The sequence below is a fragment of the Pseudomonas paeninsulae genome (assembly GCF_035621475.1).
In the GTDB taxonomy this organism is placed as follows: Bacteria; Pseudomonadota; Gammaproteobacteria; order Pseudomonadales; family Pseudomonadaceae; genus Aquipseudomonas; species Aquipseudomonas paeninsulae.
The window spans coordinates 4,523,708-4,538,510 of the sequence record NZ_CP141799.1; the positions used below are offsets into that span (position 1 = coordinate 4,523,708).

The 14,803-nt window shown below is 65.0% G+C and carries 11 protein-coding genes; 4 read left to right on the forward strand and 7 right to left on the reverse strand.

The window, feature by feature from the left end; genetic code table 11:
* Nucleotides 1-11: 11 nt before the first annotated feature.
* On the reverse strand, nucleotides 12-3,149 hold the full coding sequence (locus tag VCJ09_RS20855; protein ID WP_324731950.1) for an efflux RND transporter permease subunit: 3,138 nt from the start codon (nucleotides 3,147-3,149) through the stop codon (nucleotides 12-14).
* Nucleotides 3,150-3,161: 12 nt separating this feature from the next.
* On the reverse strand, nucleotides 3,162-4,310 hold the full coding sequence (locus VCJ09_RS20860) for an efflux RND transporter periplasmic adaptor subunit (protein WP_407692989.1): 1,149 nt from the start codon (nucleotides 4,308-4,310) through the stop codon (nucleotides 3,162-3,164).
* Between the two features lie 146 nt (nucleotides 4,311-4,456).
* On the opposite strand from VCJ09_RS20860, the gene VCJ09_RS20865 reads away from it, so the two are divergent.
* Nucleotides 4,457-5,083, forward strand: coding sequence for a TetR family transcriptional regulator (locus VCJ09_RS20865; RefSeq protein WP_324731951.1), 627 nt, complete (start codon nucleotides 4,457-4,459; stop codon nucleotides 5,081-5,083).
* Between the two features lie 187 nt (nucleotides 5,084-5,270).
* On the opposite strand, the gene VCJ09_RS20870 is transcribed toward VCJ09_RS20865, so the two are convergent.
* Nucleotides 5,271-5,483, reverse strand: coding sequence for a heavy-metal-associated domain-containing protein (locus VCJ09_RS20870; protein WP_079203341.1), 213 nt, complete (start codon nucleotides 5,481-5,483; stop codon nucleotides 5,271-5,273).
* Between the two features lie 152 nt (nucleotides 5,484-5,635).
* Here VCJ09_RS20870 and VCJ09_RS20875 point away from each other — a divergent pair, with 152 nt between their 5' ends.
* Nucleotides 5,636-8,023 carry a heavy metal translocating P-type ATPase gene (locus tag VCJ09_RS20875; RefSeq protein ID WP_324731952.1) on the forward strand — a complete coding sequence of 796 codons (2,388 nt, stop codon included), beginning with the start codon at nucleotides 5,636-5,638 and terminating at the stop codon, nucleotides 8,021-8,023.
* Between the two features lie 114 nt (nucleotides 8,024-8,137).
* Nucleotides 8,138-8,539, forward strand: a complete 402-nt coding sequence (gene cueR / locus VCJ09_RS20880; protein ID WP_324731953.1) for a Cu(I)-responsive transcriptional regulator — start codon at nucleotides 8,138-8,140, stop codon at nucleotides 8,537-8,539.
* 56 nt (nucleotides 8,540-8,595) lie between these two features.
* Here cueR and VCJ09_RS20885 read toward each other — a convergent pair whose 3' ends face one another.
* From VCJ09_RS20885 to VCJ09_RS20895, 3 genes are read right to left on the reverse strand one after another with little or no spacing between them, the layout of a single operon-like run.
* On the reverse strand, nucleotides 8,596-9,189 hold the full coding sequence (locus VCJ09_RS20885; protein WP_324731954.1) for an HAD family hydrolase: 594 nt from the start codon (nucleotides 9,187-9,189) through the stop codon (nucleotides 8,596-8,598).
* Nucleotides 9,190-9,205: 16 nt separating this feature from the next.
* A complete protein-coding gene (tesB, locus tag VCJ09_RS20890; RefSeq protein WP_324731955.1) occupies nucleotides 9,206-10,075 on the reverse strand; it encodes an acyl-CoA thioesterase II in 870 nt (289 codons plus the stop codon).
* A 19-nt stretch (nucleotides 10,076-10,094) separates the two neighbouring features.
* Nucleotides 10,095-11,696 (reverse strand): SagB/ThcOx family dehydrogenase, encoded by a 1,602-nt coding sequence (locus VCJ09_RS20895; protein WP_324731956.1) that lies wholly within the window; start codon nucleotides 11,694-11,696, stop codon nucleotides 10,095-10,097.
* Nucleotides 11,697-11,765: 69 nt separating this feature from the next.
* Here VCJ09_RS20895 and VCJ09_RS20900 point away from each other — a divergent pair, with 69 nt between their 5' ends.
* Complete coding sequence (locus VCJ09_RS20900; protein ID WP_324731957.1) at nucleotides 11,766-12,686, forward strand: histone deacetylase family protein; 921 nt, start codon at nucleotides 11,766-11,768, stop codon at nucleotides 12,684-12,686.
* 40 nt (nucleotides 12,687-12,726) lie between these two features.
* Here the strand turns inward: VCJ09_RS20900 and VCJ09_RS20905 are convergent, their stop codons facing one another.
* Nucleotides 12,727-14,703 (reverse strand): DEAD/DEAH box helicase, encoded by a 1,977-nt coding sequence (locus VCJ09_RS20905; RefSeq protein WP_324731958.1) that lies wholly within the window; start codon nucleotides 14,701-14,703, stop codon nucleotides 12,727-12,729.
* Nucleotides 14,704-14,803: the final 100 nt, after the last annotated feature.

The following is a 14,803-nucleotide window of genomic DNA, read 5'->3' on the forward strand; positions in this document are numbered from 1 at the left end:
CCTAACCCACCCTACGACTCGACCACCACCTCTTCGCGCTTGTTGCGCCCTTTGCTCAGCTTGGCTGCCCAGGACTCCACCAGCAGGTAGAACATCGGGATCAGGAAGATCGCCAAGAAGGTCGCCGCCAGCATGCCGCCAATCACCCCGGTGCCGATCGAGTGGCGGCTGGCTGAGCCGGCGCCACTGCTGATGACCAGCGGGACCACGCCGAGGATGAAGGCCAGCGAGGTCATGATGATCGGCCGAAAGCGCAGGCGCGAAGCCTCCAAGGCCGACTCGAAGATGCCCATGCCCTGTTTGCGGCAGATCACCGCGAACTCGACGATCAGGATGGCGTTCTTCGAGGCCAGCCCGATCAGAGTCAACAGGCCGACCTGGAAGTACACGTCCTTCTCGATGCCGCGCAGCCAGACCGCGAGAATTGCCCCGAACACCGCGAACGGTACGGCGCTCACCACCGCCAGCGGCAGGGTCCAGCGCTCGTACTGCGCCGCGAGAATCAGGAACACCATGATCAGGCCGAAAATAAACGCAGTGCTGCCGGAACCCTGGGTGGCCTGCTCCTGAAAGGCCGAACCGGTCCAGCCGATGCTGTAGTCGCTGCCCAGCATCTCATCGGCCACTTGCTGGATTGCCGCCAGGGCCTGCCCGGAACTGTAACCCGGCGCCGGCCCCCCGAGAATCTTCGCCGCCGGGTAGACGTTGAACCGCGCGTAGCTGTCCGGGCCGAGAATCCGCTCGACCTTGACCAGACTGGACAACGGCACCAGCTCGCGGCTGGACGAGCGCACATAGACCTGGGCCAGGTCTTCCGGCTTGCTGCGGAACTCCGACTCCGATTGCAGGCTGACCTGAAAGGTACGCCCATACAGACTGAAATCGTTGACGTAGTAACTGCCGAACGTCGCCTGCATGGCGGTGAACACATCACTGATCGACACGCCCAGGGCACTCGCCTTGGTCCGATCGAGGTTGATGTAGTACTGCGGCACGTTGGCGCTGAAGGTGGTGCGCACCCCGGCCAGCTCCGGCCGTTTGGCCGTGGCCTCGAGGAAAGCCGTGACCTTGCTGGCCAGCTGCGCGGTGCTGCCACCACTGCGATCCTGAATAAACCCCTCGAAACCGCCGGTGGTGCTCATGCCGGTAATCGGCGGCGGGTTGAAGGTCATCACCAGACCATCCTTTTGCGCCGCGCCCATGGCCATGAAGGTTTTCGTCAGGTTGCGCGCGTCCAGCTCCGGCGTGGTGCGTTCACTCCAGTCCTTCAGCGGCACGAAGGACACCCCGGCGTTGCTGCGTGTGCCGAAGGTGAGGATGTCGAAACCGGCGAAGGTCACCACATCCGCGACTGCCGGGTGGTCCATCAACTGCTGGGTGACCGCGCTGGTCAGCTTCTCGGTGCGGGTCAGCGAGGCCGCCGGTGGCAGGAAGTAGGCATTGATCACATAACCCTGATCCTCATCCGGCACCAGTGAGCTGGGCACTCGGCTGAACAGCGCCAGCATCAGTGCGATCATCACGCCAAACAGCAGCAGGCCGATCGCCGAACGCTTGAGGAAGAAGCGTACGCCAGCGGTGTAACCGTTGGTGAGGCGGTCGAACATGCGGTTGAAGGCGCGAAACGGTGCGGCCGGCTGCTGATGGCCCGGTTTGAGCAATACCGCGCACAGCGCCGGACTCAGGGTCAGCGCGACGATGCCGGAGATCACCACCGACACGGCGATGGTGATCGCGAACTGCTTGTACATCTCACCCGCCAAGCCGCCGAGAAAGCCCACCGGCACAAACACCGCGCAGAGCACCAGGACGATGGCGACGATCGGCCCGGTGACCTCCTGCATGGCCTTGATGGTCGCCTCGCGCGGGCCGATCTTGTCCTCGTTCATGACCCGCTCGACGTTCTCGATCACCACAATGGCGTCGTCGACCACGATGCCAATCGCCAGCACCATGCCGAACAGGGTCAGCAAGTTGATCGAGAAGCCGAGCAGGTACATGCCGGCGAAAGTGCCGATCAGCGACACCGGAATGGCCAGCAACGGAATCAACGTGGCGCGCCAGTTCTGCAGGAAGATGAACACCACCAGCACCACCAGCACCAAAGCCTCGAAGAAGGTGTAGATCACCTCGTCGATGGAGACCTTGACGAACTTGGTGGTGTCGTAGGGGATCTTGTAGGTGATGCCCTCGGGGAAGTTCTTCGAAAGGCGCTGCAGCGTGGTCCGCACCGCCTCGGCGGTGTCCAGGGCATTGGCACCCGGTTGCAGGTAGATGCCGAAGGCGGCGTTCTGCTGGCCGTTGAGCGAGGTCATCAGCGAGTAGTCCTGGGCGCCCAACTCGATCCGCGCCACATCCTTCAACAGCAGGCTGGCGCCTGTCTCGTCGCTGCGCAAAATCACGTTCTCGAACTCTTGCGGATCGGTGAACCGCCCCTGGGTGGTCACCGTATAGGTGAAGTCCTGCTCCTGTTGCAGCGGCTGCTGGCCGAAGCTGCCGGCGGCGAACTGCGAGTTCTGCTCGCGAATGGCGCTAACCACATCGGCCGGCGTCAGGTTGTACTGGGCCAGTTTGTCCGGGCGCAGCCAGATGCGCATCGAGTAGTCTTTCGAGCCGAACTGGCGGGCGTCACCGATCCCCGGCAAGCGCTTGAGCTCGTCGATCACGTTGATCAGCGCGTAGTTGCTGATATACACCGGGTCGCGCGAGCCATCCGGGGAGAACAGGGCAACCACCTGGAGGATGTCCGAGGACTTCTTCTCCACCTTGACGCCTTGGCGACGCACCTCTTCCGGCAGCTTGGCCAGGGCGGCCTGGACCCGGTTGTTGACGTCGATGGTGGCCTGATCGGGATCGGTGCCGACCTGGAAATACACCGACAGGCTCATGGCGTTGCCGCCGGAGTTGGACTGCTGGTAGATCATCCCCTCGACGCCGTTGATCGACTGTTCCAGTGGTGCGGCCACGGTTTCTGCGATCACCTGCGCGCTGGCGCCAGAATAGCCGGCGCTGACCGACACCTGCGGCGGCAGAATCTGCGGGTACTGGGCAATCGGCAGCGCGCGCATGGCCATCAGGCCGGCGAGTACGATAATGATGGAGATGACTGCGGCGAAAACCGGGCGATCGATAAAGAAGCGTGAGAACACGGGGTACGCTCCTTAGGACTGCTTGGCGGATGAGTCGCTGGGATCGGCGACCTTGACCGGCGTATCCGGGCGCACCTTGGGCAACCCCTCGACGATCACCCGGTCACCGGCGCTGATGCCGGACTCGATCACCCAGCGACCATTGGCGGTGCGCCCGGTGCTGACCTGGCGGGTGCGGGCGATGCTCTGAGCGTCGACCACGTACACGAAGGTACCGCGCGGGCCTTGCGCAACCGCGCGCTCCGGCACGGTGATGGCGCCGGGCAAGGTGATGCCCTTGACCACGACTCGCACGAACTGGCCGGGGAGCAGCTTCTGTTCCGGGTTGGGCACCACGGCGCGAGCACTGACGGTACTGGTGCTGCGGTCGATCAGGCTACCGGTGAAGTCCACCTTGCCTGCCAATGGATAGACCGAGCCATCGCCGAACTTGATTTCGACGCTCATGTGTTGGTCTTCAGGCAGGGTCAGCGCGCCACTTTTCAAACCGCTGCGCACAACCGCAATATCGGTGTCCGGGGCGGCGAAATTGACGAAAATAGGATCGAGCTGGGTGATGTTGGTCAGCAAGCTGGCGTTCGGATCGCCCGCGACCATCAGGCTACCCTCGGAAACGGTTTCGCGGCTGGTGATCCCCGAGATTGGCGCTTTCACCGTGGTGTAATCGAGATCGATCTGCTTGGATTGCACCTCGGCCTCGGCGGCCTGGATGTTGGCCTTGCTCTGCTCGAAGTTGGAGATGGCGTTGTCCAATTCGCTCTCGCTGGCGTAGCCCTTCTTCTGCAGCTCGCGGGTACGCTTGAGGTCGCGTTCGGTCTGCCGAAAACGCGCCTGTTCCTGGGCCAGTGCGCCCTTGGCCCGAGCCAGGGCGGCCTGGTAGGTGCGTGGGTCGATGCGGAACATCAACTGGCCCTGCTTGACCGCACTGCCCTCCAGGTAGGTGCGCTCCTGCAGGATGCCACTGACCTGGGCACGCACCTGTACCTCACGAAAGCCCGCGGTGCGCGCCGAGTACTCCAGCTCCAGCGGCAGCGGGCCAACCTTGACGGTCTCCACCAGCACTTCAGGTGCGGGGGGAGCCTCAGCGGCCTGGGTCATGGGCGCCAGCGCGCCATAGGCTAACGCCCCAAGAGCAAGCGCGAGGTGAGGGACAAAAAACATAAGGCTCTCCGGAGCAACACAATGCGTACCGCACAAAGGTGACGATGCTAATTACATACACTGCTGTTTGTAAACAAAACATCGAGTTCAAATTCAGTACACTCTGTTCCTCAAAGCAGAGCCTAGACAGAATCCTCCCGACCGTCATGCGCAGAACCAAAGAACAAGCCGAACAGACCCGCGGCGCCATCCTGGCCGCCGCCGAGACACTGTTTCTGGAAAAAGGTGTGGCCCACTCCAGCCTGGAGCATATCGCCCGCCACGCCGGAGTCACCCGTGGGGCGGTGTATTGGCATTTCGAGAACAAGGCTCACCTGTTTCACGAGCTGCTCAGCCAGGTGCGCCTGCCACCCGAGCAAATGGCCATGCGCCTGAGCGCCTGCGCCGGGCGCGATCCCCTGCTGGCGTTGCGCGAACTGTGTATCGAGGCCATCGAAAACCTCGCCCGCGACCCGCAGAAGCAGCGCATCTTCACCATCCTCCTGCGCCGCTGCGAATTCACCGACGAGCTGCGTGAGGCCGAGCAGCGCCACGCCGCCTTTATCAATCAGTTCATCGCCCTGTGCGAACAGCAGTTCGACCAGCCCGGCGTCAAACCGCGCCTGCAGCCTGGCATGAGCCCACGCCTGGCGGCCCGCACACTGCACGCGATGATCATCGGCCTGTTCAGCGACTGGCTGCGCGACCCGACACTGTTCGACCCGTTGAGCGACAGCGCACCGATGATCGACGCCTGCTTTCGCGGCCTGGTGCGCGATTGGCAACAAGGATAGGTGCTAAGGGGGATGACGCTTTTGTCATTCCCCGCTATTGGTGGATGGGTGAAGCCTCATCCACCTTGCCCGGCTCTCGTAGCCCGGATGCCATCCGGGGAAGCGCATGGCCCGCACAACCGGCCCCAGGTTGCCGCCGGGCTACTCTCCCGGGGCAACCGCCGCGGGCGCATGACGGCATCAATGGTTACGCCAGGCCTGCCCCATAACCCGCCTCGGCAATTGCAATGATCAGCTCATCGCTCGACAGGCTGCTTACCACGCGCGCCTCACCGCCTTGTAACTTCACCTTTACATCGGCAGCCGGATCACGCGCCTGCAAGGCCTCGGTAATCGTCTTCACGCAATGCTCGCATGTCATGCCGTCGATCCTGAATGTGTGAACCTTTGATGCTTGCATGTGCAACCTCCTGATTAAATGTACGTCCGCATTTTGCGGGATGTGTTCAGTGTCCGTCTTCCCCCAAAGGTAAGGTCAAGGCATAAAACAACACTTGACCTTCCCCATGGGTCAAGGTTGATCCTGTAGCGGAACTTAACCGAGGCTCCTACATGTCCAGCCTGACCACTTTCGACCTGCCTATCAGCGGCATGACCTGTGCCAGTTGCGCCGGCCGCGTCGAGCGCGCCTTGCGCAAAGTACCCAACGTCACCAGCGCCACGGTCAACCTGGCCAACGAACAGGCGCGTATCGAGGCGCCAGTGGACAGCCTGGAGCAGTTGCTCGCCGCCGTCGCCGGCGCCGGCTATGAAGTGCCCAGCGAACGCCGGGAGCTGGCCATCAGCGGCATGACCTGCGCCAGTTGCGTCGGCCGCGTCGAGCACGCCCTGGCGCAACTGCCTGGCGTGCTCACGGCCAGCGTCAACCTGGCCACCGAACACGCGCTGCTGCAGGTCACGGCGGGGCTCGACCCACAAAGCCTGTTGCAGGCAGTCGCCAAAGCCGGCTACACGGCCACCCTGCTGGATGGCGACACGCCCGCCAAGCCCCAGGCCGAACGTCATTTGCAGCGCGAACGCTGGGCGCTGGCACTGGCCTTGCTGCTCACCGCGCCACTGCTGATCCCGATGCTGGCGGAGCCGTTTGGCGCCCACTGGATGCTGCCGGCCTGGCTCCAGTTCGCCCTGGCCACGCCGGTCCAGTTCATCCTCGGCGCGCGTTTTTACCGCGCCGCCTGGCTGGCCCTGCGCGCCGGTGCTGGCAACATGGATCAACTGGTCGCCCTGGGCACCAGCGCCGCCTATGGTCTGAGCCTCTATCAATGGGCGATCACCCCGAGCGGCACGATGCCGCACCTGTACTTCGAAGCCTCGGCGGTGATCATCAGCCTGATCCTGCTCGGAAAATACCTGGAAAGCCGCGCCAAACGGCAAACTACCAGCGCCATTCGTGCCCTGCAGGCATTGCGCCCGGATCAGGCGCTGCGTCTGCGCGATGGCGTCGAGCAGTGGGTGGCACTGAGCGCCCTGACCCTGGGCGATCAGGTGGTGGTCAAGCCCGGCGAGCGCTTCCCGGTCGACGGCCAGGTGTTGCAAGGCCAGAGCCATGCTGACGAAGCCTTGATCAGCGGCGAGAGCCTGCCGCAGCCCAAGCAGCCGGGTGACAAGGTCACCGCCGGGGCGATTAACGGCGAGGGCCGCCTATTGATCGAGACCACCGCCCTGGGAGCGGAAACCGTGCTGGCCACGATCATCCGCCTGGTCGAGGATGCCCAGGCGGCCAAGGCACCGATCCAGAAACTGGTGGATAAGGTCAGTCGGGTATTCGTGCCGACGGTGCTGCTGCTCGCCCTGGCCACCCTGTTGGGCTGGCTGCTGTTCGGCGCAACCCTGCAAACCGCGCTGCTCAATGCCGTCGCCGTGCTGGTGATCGCCTGCCCCTGCGCCCTCGGCCTGGCCACGCCAACGGCGATCATGGCCGGCACCGGAGTGGCCGCGCGCCACGGCATCCTGATCAAGGACGCCGAGGCGCTGGAAGTGGCCCATGGCGTCACGGCAGTGGCGTTCGACAAGACCGGCACCCTGACCTCTGGCACGCCACGAATCGCCCACATGAGCGCACTCGATGGCGACACCACCTCCCTGCTGCAACTGGCCGGCGCCCTGCAACGTGGCAGCGAACACCCGCTGGCCAGGGCCGTGCTGGATGAATGCACGGCCCAGCAGTTGCCGCTGGCCGAGGTGGTCAACAGCCAGGCCCTGGCCGGACGCGGGATTGCCGGGCAGATCGGCGAACGCCAGCTGGCCCTGGGCAACAAACGCCTGCTCGAGGAGGGCTGGCTGCAAAACCAGACCCTGGTCGCCGAGGCCCTGGCCTGGGAAGCCGAAGGCCGTACCCTGTCCTGGCTGATCGAACAGGCACCGACGCCCCAGGTGCTGGGGTTGTTTGCCTTCGGCGACACCCTCAAAGCCGGCGCCGCCGAGGCCATCGCCCAGCTCAAGGCGCAAGGCATCAGCAGCCACCTGATCAGCGGCGACAACCGCGGCAGCGTCAATGCAGTAGCCGGCGCTCTGGGCATCGACGCCGTGCATGCCGAGGTGTTGCCGGCAGACAAGGCGGCGATTATCGGCGAGCTGAAAAACAACGGGGTGGTGGCGATGGTCGGCGACGGCATCAACGATGCCCCGGCGCTGGCTGCCGCGGATGTCGGCATCGCCATGGGCAGCGGCACCGATGTGGCCATGCATGCCGCCGGCATCACCCTGATGCGCGGCGACCCGCGCCTGGTGCCGGCGGCGCTGGACATCAGCCGGCGCACCTACAACAAGATCAGGCAGAACCTGTTTTGGGCCTTCGTCTACAACCTGATCGGTATTCCCCTGGCCGCCGCCGGCCTGCTCAACCCGATGCTCGCCGGGGCCGCCATGGCCCTGTCCAGCCTCAGCGTGGTGAGCAATGCACTGCTGCTGAAGACCTGGAAACCCAAGGACCACACCTAGCCTGCATGAAATTCGTAGGAGCGGGCCATGCCCGCGAAGCTTTTGCTCGAACGGCTTTCGCGGGCATGGCCCGCTCCTACATTTTGTGCCCATGCCCCAACTGGAGAGCGACCGATGAATATCGGCCAAGCCGCACAGAAGACCGGCCTCAGCGCCAAGATGATCCGCTACTACGAGAGCATCGAACTGTTACCGGCCGCCGGGCGTAGCGACAGCGGCTATCGCCAGTACGGCGCGCAGGACCTGCATCGCCTAGCCTTTATCAAACGTGCGCGGGATCTGGGGTTTTCCCTGGCCGAGGTCGCCCAACTGCTGACCCTGTGGCAGGACCGCCAGCGCGCCAGCGCCGACGTCAAGACACTGGCCGCCGGGCATATCGCCGAACTCAACCACAAGATCGCCGAACTCAGCAGCCTGCGCGACACCTTGCAGGACCTGATGCAGCACTGCCAGGGCAATGACCGCCCCGACTGCCCGATCCTCAAGGACCTGGAGTCCGGCGGCAGCCATCGCTAACCAGGCCTGAATTTGATGAAGCGTCATCGACCCGGCAATCTGCGCACCGAGCGCCCCTAGGGTACGAGCGACCGCTGCAGCACGGCGCAATCCAGGGCGAAGTGATCGGTCAATTCCGGCCAGGGATTCTGCGCCAGATTGACCAGTACGCTGCAGGCACCGGCGGCGCGGGCGCATTCCAGGTCGAAGCGGTAGTCGCCGACCATCACCAGCTCATTCGGCGTCACCTGCCAGCGCTCAGCCAGGTGCAGCAAACCGCCGGGATGGGGCTTGGGCGGCGCCTCGTCGCGGCCGAGAATGTCGCCGCTGGCGAAGCAATCGCCCAGACCGATCGCCTGCAGCGTCACCAGCGCCAGCTCATGGGCGTTGCGCGTGAGGATACCGAGCCGGCAGTCGCGATCTTTCAGGGCGCGAACCAGCTCGATGGCCCCCGGCGCCGGCTCGGCGCTCAGCGCCAGCTCGCGCTCGTGCTCCAGCAGCCAGATGTACTTGGCGGCCGCGACGTCCTCGGGCAAGGCCGCCAGGTGATGGAGGATGTCGTCCGCCAGGGGGATGTCCAGCGACCGCTTGATCGCGTCGAAGTCATGCACCGCCAGGGTCAGGGTGCCGTCCATGTCGAACACCCAGTGACGCGCCGCGTGCAGCCTCATTTCCAGTCCTCGCGGCTCACTTCCAATCCTCACGGATTCGGGTCAGGCCTTCCTGGGCGACCGAGGCGACCAGCTGGCCCTGACGATTGAAGATGCTCCCGCGCGAGAAGCCACGGGCATTGCCGGCCCAGGGGCTGTCCATGGCATAGAGCAGCCAGTCGTCCATGCGCAGGTTGCTGTGAAACCACAGCGAGTGGTCGAGGCTGGCCACCTGCATGAATTTCTGGAACACCGAGACGCCATGCGGCAGCATCGAGGTGGTCAGCAGGTTGAAGTCGCTGGCGTAGCCGAGCAGGTACTTGTGCAACTGCGGGTCGTCCGGCAGCTCGCCGGCGGCGCGGAACCACACATACTTGACCGGTTCACTCGGCTCGGGGGCGAAGGGATTGCCGACCGTCACCGGGCGGATTTCGATCGGCTTGTCGCTGAGTGCGCGCTCACGCATGCCTTCGGGCAACGAGTCGGCGACCAGTCGGGCCAGCTCGGTTTCCGATTTCAACCCTTCAGGCCCCGGCACATCCGGCATCGGGTTCTGATGGTGAAAGCCGTCTTCGTCGTACTGGAAGGAGGCGCTGCAGGTGAAGATCGGCTTGCCCTTCTGCACCGCCGTCACCCGCCGGGTGCTGAAGCTACCGCCATCGCGTACCCGATCGACTTGATAGACCACCGGCAGGGCGGAATCACCAGGACGCAGGAAGTAACCGTGCAATGAGTGCACATGGCGATCCGCCTCGACTGTCTGGCTGGCCGCCGACACGCACTGGCCGAGCACCTGACCGCCGAACAGCTGACGGAATCCAAGATCCTGACTGACACCGCGAAAGAGGTTCTCTTCGATGGCCTCCAGGCTCAACAGGGCGACCAATTCGTCCAGTACCTGACTCATGCTAGTTCTCCAGTAACCGCTAAGAGCGCGGCAAACGTAATTCGGGGTAGGCCGGCAGTGAGCTCAAGCGCTCATCCCACACCGCCCGACCAAGGGTGAAATGGTAAAGACTTTGCCAGCGGCTGTCGGCAAGTCCTAGCAATTCATGTACCGAATCGTCGAAATAACAACCGATGCCAGTGGCCGATAGCCCCGCCGCCTCGGCTTCCAGATAGAGCAATTGGCCGATTTGCCCGCATTCCCAGTACAACCGTGGATAGCGCCAGGTGCCGGCCTGCAGCGCCGTGTCGAAGCGACTGAGCATGGCCAGGGCAACGCAACCATCGCTGGCGATGTCCTGACCACAGGAGAGAAACTCCGCCAGGCCGCGGGCATCGCCTGCAAGCAGGCGGTACAGCGGCAATTGGTCATGCGCGCGCTGCCAGAGAAAATCCTCGCGCAGCCCAGGCTGCGTCTGCCCATCGACCCGCGCCAACCAGTACAGGCCGGGTTCCAGGCCCTGCACGCGATGGACGAACAACAGCAGATCGACCTGGGCCGCCTCCCCGCTTAGGGCGAATGGCACCGGCGAATTGGCCGGCATCAGCCGCTGCAACCAGGCAAACAACAGCTCGGCGTGAATCCCGCTCTTGCCGTCCATGCTTTGTGCGCTTCGGCGTCGATGCAGAATCGGCCGCAGCGCCAAGCCGGGATTATCCGCCTGTGCGCGGCCGGCTTCGACCAACCAGGGCTGAGCGGGCATGGCCGGGGCCCGACACAGCGCCTGCACCCGCGCCAGCTCCGGCCAGTCGCGGTACTGGCGCGACAGGCGATTAGGCGTGCCCTGCAGCTCCAGCGCGGCCAGCCCGTTTAACAGATCCTCTGGCAGGGCGAACTCGGCGGCCTGGGCCGGGCCTATCCAGAGCAGGCAGTCGACGTGCTCGGCCTCGGCAAAACCTTGGCGATCCAGGCCGAACACCGCGTCCAGCCGCGCCTCGGCCACCCCGCACAACAGACGTACCTGCCAGCCCAGCTGGCTGGCGGCAAGCGCCAGACCAGCCAGGGCATGGCCGAGGTCATGCTGGCAATAACGGTAGGCCCGCTCGCCATACTTCCACGCCTCGCGCCAGGGGATGCTGGCCAGCGCCAGCAGGCAGCCGCCCGCCGGCAATGCCTGGGACAGTTGCGCGGCCAGCGGCGCCGGCAGCTCGGCACGCACTTCCAGGGCATGCGCATCGGCGGTGTAATGGGCCAGCAAGGCCTGGTCGTGCAGGCTGTCGGCCGGCAGCAGCAGATACGCCTCAGTCGGGTGCAGATTGCCCGATGACGGATTGACCCGCAGCGCCCAGCGGCTGCCGCCAGCCTCCTTCCAGGCCGACAGCGCCAGGCTGTCATACAGCAGCTGCGACAGGCTGGCCTGAGTCAGCGGCGTCGGTGCGCCCACCGGCGCGGCGAACACCGCGTCGTAGTCGGGCGACTCCTGCAACGGCCGGTGCCACAGCTCGATCAGGCGGGCGCCGCGGTAACGCCGAAAGGCGGCGGGCTGGGTCGCCCAGTCCAGCTGCCCGGGCCCGGGGGCGAAGCGCTGCGGCTGATGCTTGCTCAGTTGGTGATAGGCGCGCACGGCGTCCTGCTCGGTCATTACGGCTCCACTTGAGTCGGCCCAGGCAACGCCACCATACTCAGGCGCTGCATTAAAGAGTGCCATTGTATGCGCCTGCCGCTGGTCTATCACGACGACTACAGCCCGCCCTTCCCGGCCGGCCATCGTTTCCCCATGGAAAAATTCCGCCTGCTGCGCGATCACCTGGTGGCCAGCGGCCTAACCCGCGATGCCGAATTGCTGCGTCCGCAACTGTGCCCGCCGCAAGTACTGGCCCTGGCTCATTGCCCCGCCTATATCGAGCGCTACATGAGCGGCGAACTGGCGCACGAAGACCAGCGCCGCCTCGGCCTTCCCTGGAGCGCGGCCCTGGCGCAGCGTACCGTGCGCGCGGTGGGCGGCTCGCTATTGGCCGCCGAACAGGCCTTGCAGCATGGCCTGGCCTGCCATCTGGCCGGCGGCACCCATCACGCTCATTACGATCACCCGGCCGGCTTCTGCATCTTCAATGACCTGGCGGTGATCGCCCGTTACCTGCTCGAAGCCGGCAAGGCGCAACGGGTGCTGATCTTCGACTGCGACGTGCACCAGGGCGACGGCAGCGCCCGCCTGCTCGCCGATATCCCGGAGGCGATCACCGTCTCCCTGCACTGCGAAAAAAACTTCCCCGCGCGCAAAGCCGCCAGCGACTGGGATATCCCCCTGCCGATGGGCATGGGCGATGCCGCTTACCTGAAGGTGGTGGACGATGCGTTGAACTACCTGCTGCCGCTGTACCAACCAGACATCGTGCTGTACGACGCCGGCGTCGACGTGCACCAGGACGATGCCCTCGGCTACCTGCAGCTGACCGATGCCGGAGTCGCCGCCCGCGACCAGGCGGTGATCAACCACTGCCTGGGCCGCGACATTCCGGTAGTCGGCCTGATCGGCGGCGGCTACGACAAAGACCGCCACGCCCTGGCCCGCCGTCACGGCATCCTCCATCACAGCGCGGCCAAGGTCTGGGCCGACCGTCAACTGGGCTAACCAGAGCCGGCACCGTAGGGTGGGTCGGGCCGCGCAGGTTTCAGCCCCCTCCGCCGCGCCGACTGCCGCGCCCCGCCAGCACCAGGGTCGCGCCCTGGGCCTTGCGGGTAAACCAGAGCACCCGGCTCACGCCCCGGGTGATCGCCACATAGGCCAGGCGCAGGCTTTCATCGGTCATCGCCTGGTCGTAGCTGTTGCGGAAGAATCCCGAGTAGGCATACAGCGCATTGCGCAGCGGGTGCGGCTCCGCTGGCGCGCAATCATCGACGATGATCGCCACTTCGGCCTGCAGGCCCTTGGCGCGGTGGATGGTGTAGGCCTTGACCGGCAACTTCTTGTCCAACTGGGCCTGAATCGTCTGCAAGTCTGCGTTGCGCCGACTCAGCAGCAGCACCGCGGTGCGGTCGGCCATCGTACGGCTGGCCACGTGCGCGCACTCGGCGTTGATCACCTTCAGCAGCTCCGGCAGGCGCGCCTTGATATCGAAGCCCTGCACCAGCTTGACCCCGTGATCCCCCGGCTGCATGGCCTTGAACGCCTTGCTGGCCTTGGCTTGCTTGCAGGCGACGCCAGCGAGCACCGCCTCGCCGTCGCGGATCACCGGCTCGATGGAGCGGTAGTTGGTGGCCAGCATCAGCAGCGCGCTGCTCTTCGCCTTGCCCTTGCCCGGGAAGTGCTTGTCGAAGTCCATGAACAACTCCGGAGAACTGCCGCGCCAACCATAGATCGACTGCCAGTCGTCGCCGATCGCCATCAGGCTGACCGCCGTGCCCTGACGCGCCAGCGCGCGGTGGACCGCTTGCAGCCACTGGACGATCTGCGGCGAGATGTCCTGGAACTCATCGATCAGCAGGTGATTGAACGGCGCCAGCGCCTCGGCCGAGATCCCCGGTGCATTGGCGGCCAAGCGTTCGCCGAGCGCCTGGAAGGCGCCATCGAAGGTCATCACGCCCTGCTCCTGCAGGCAGGCCTCGAAGGCCTTGCAGAACAGCACCAGGGCCTCGATAAAACTGCGCTCGCGAGCGGAGCAGGACAGCGCCTGGACATCTATCCGGTCGGGGCGGATGCCGATGCTCTGGATAAAGCCGGCCTGCACATAGAAGGCCTCGAACAGCGGCAATGCAGTGAACTCCCCCGCCAGTTTGAAGCCATCCAGCGGCGCCTTGGCCACCCGTGGCGGCTTACCCTTGGGGGCCTCAGCCTGCGGTGCCGGTAATCCCAGCAGGCTGTGCACGCGCTCGCGGAAGACCGGCTCCTGGGCGTAGCAATTCTGATACGCCTGCTTGAGCAAGCGCTGCTGGGCCGGACGCAGACGCGCGGACGTCAGCGGATTATCCAGCTCACGGGGTGCGCCGGGCGCATCATCCAGCTGCTCGAACCAGCGCGGGCTGTTCAGCGCCTGCTTGGCCAGCACGCCCATGGCCGAATGGAAAGTGCGCACGCACTGGCGGGCCTGGGCGGCGTCGAAAGGGTATTGCCAGAAACCCAGCACCCTGAGCAGCTGCGTGCGTAGCTCGGCGCAGGAGGCGTTGGTGAAGGAAATCACCGTCAAGCGTCCCGGTTCGATGCCCAGATGACAGAGCATGAACACCACCCGTAGCACCAGGGTGGTGGATTTGCCCGAACCCGCCCCGGCAAAGATCCGCGTGAGCGGATGACGACCGAGGATCATCGCCCACTGCTCGTCCGAAGGCGCATTGATCACCCCCGCCACTACCGCCTGGGCGACCCGCTCGCGCATGGCCTCGACCTGCGCCGCATCGACCGCGAGCAACGCCGGCCCGTAGATGGCCGTGCTCGCCGGCTTTCCGGGTTTGCCACGCGACCTGGCAGGCTGTTTCCCAGTGCCCGCCTGGGTCTTGCCAGCCGCGGGGCCGGCCTTCTTTGCCCGGCCCCGCGGTTTATTCTGCGGCAAGCCCGCCTCGCGTTCGGCGCGCAGATAGGCCGTGGTCCGCGGGAAATAACGGGCCAAGGCACCGGAGAGGAGCAACCTGTAGCGCTCGACAGCAGACAGCATTCGACGATTCCCACCTGGAGCATGAGGTATATAACTGAATGATAAGTGTTTTTTGCCGGGGGCTGGCAAGCGCCGGCGCGAACCAAGGCTAAGCCTACGA

What these genes read in the sequence shown, in the direction of transcription:
- tesB (WP_324731955.1), bottom strand. Translation starts at nt 10,075, where the DNA reads ATGAGTCAGGTACTGGACGAATTGGTCGCCCTGTTGAGCCTGGAGGCC.
- VCJ09_RS20905 (WP_324731958.1), bottom strand. Translation starts at nt 14,703, where the DNA reads ATGCTGTCTGCTGTCGAGCGCTACAGGTTGCTCCTCTCCGGTGCCTTG.
- VCJ09_RS20875 (WP_324731952.1), top strand. Translation starts at nt 5,636, where the DNA reads ATGTCCAGCCTGACCACTTTCGACCTGCCTATCAGCGGCATGACCTGT.
- VCJ09_RS20895 (WP_324731956.1), bottom strand. Translation starts at nt 11,696, where the DNA reads ATGACCGAGCAGGACGCCGTGCGCGCCTATCACCAACTGAGCAAGCAT.
- VCJ09_RS20870 (WP_079203341.1), bottom strand. Translation starts at nt 5,483, where the DNA reads ATGCAAGCATCAAAGGTTCACACATTCAGGATCGACGGCATGACATGC.
- VCJ09_RS20885 (WP_324731954.1), bottom strand. Translation starts at nt 9,189, where the DNA reads ATGAGGCTGCACGCGGCGCGTCACTGGGTGTTCGACATGGACGGCACC.
- cueR (WP_324731953.1), top strand. Translation starts at nt 8,138, where the DNA reads ATGAATATCGGCCAAGCCGCACAGAAGACCGGCCTCAGCGCCAAGATG.
- VCJ09_RS20900 (WP_324731957.1), top strand. Translation starts at nt 11,766, where the DNA reads ATGCGCCTGCCGCTGGTCTATCACGACGACTACAGCCCGCCCTTCCCG.
- VCJ09_RS20860 (WP_407692989.1), bottom strand. Translation starts at nt 4,310, where the DNA reads ATGTTTTTTGTCCCTCACCTCGCGCTTGCTCTTGGGGCGTTAGCCTAT.
- VCJ09_RS20865 (WP_324731951.1), top strand. Translation starts at nt 4,457, where the DNA reads ATGCGCAGAACCAAAGAACAAGCCGAACAGACCCGCGGCGCCATCCTG.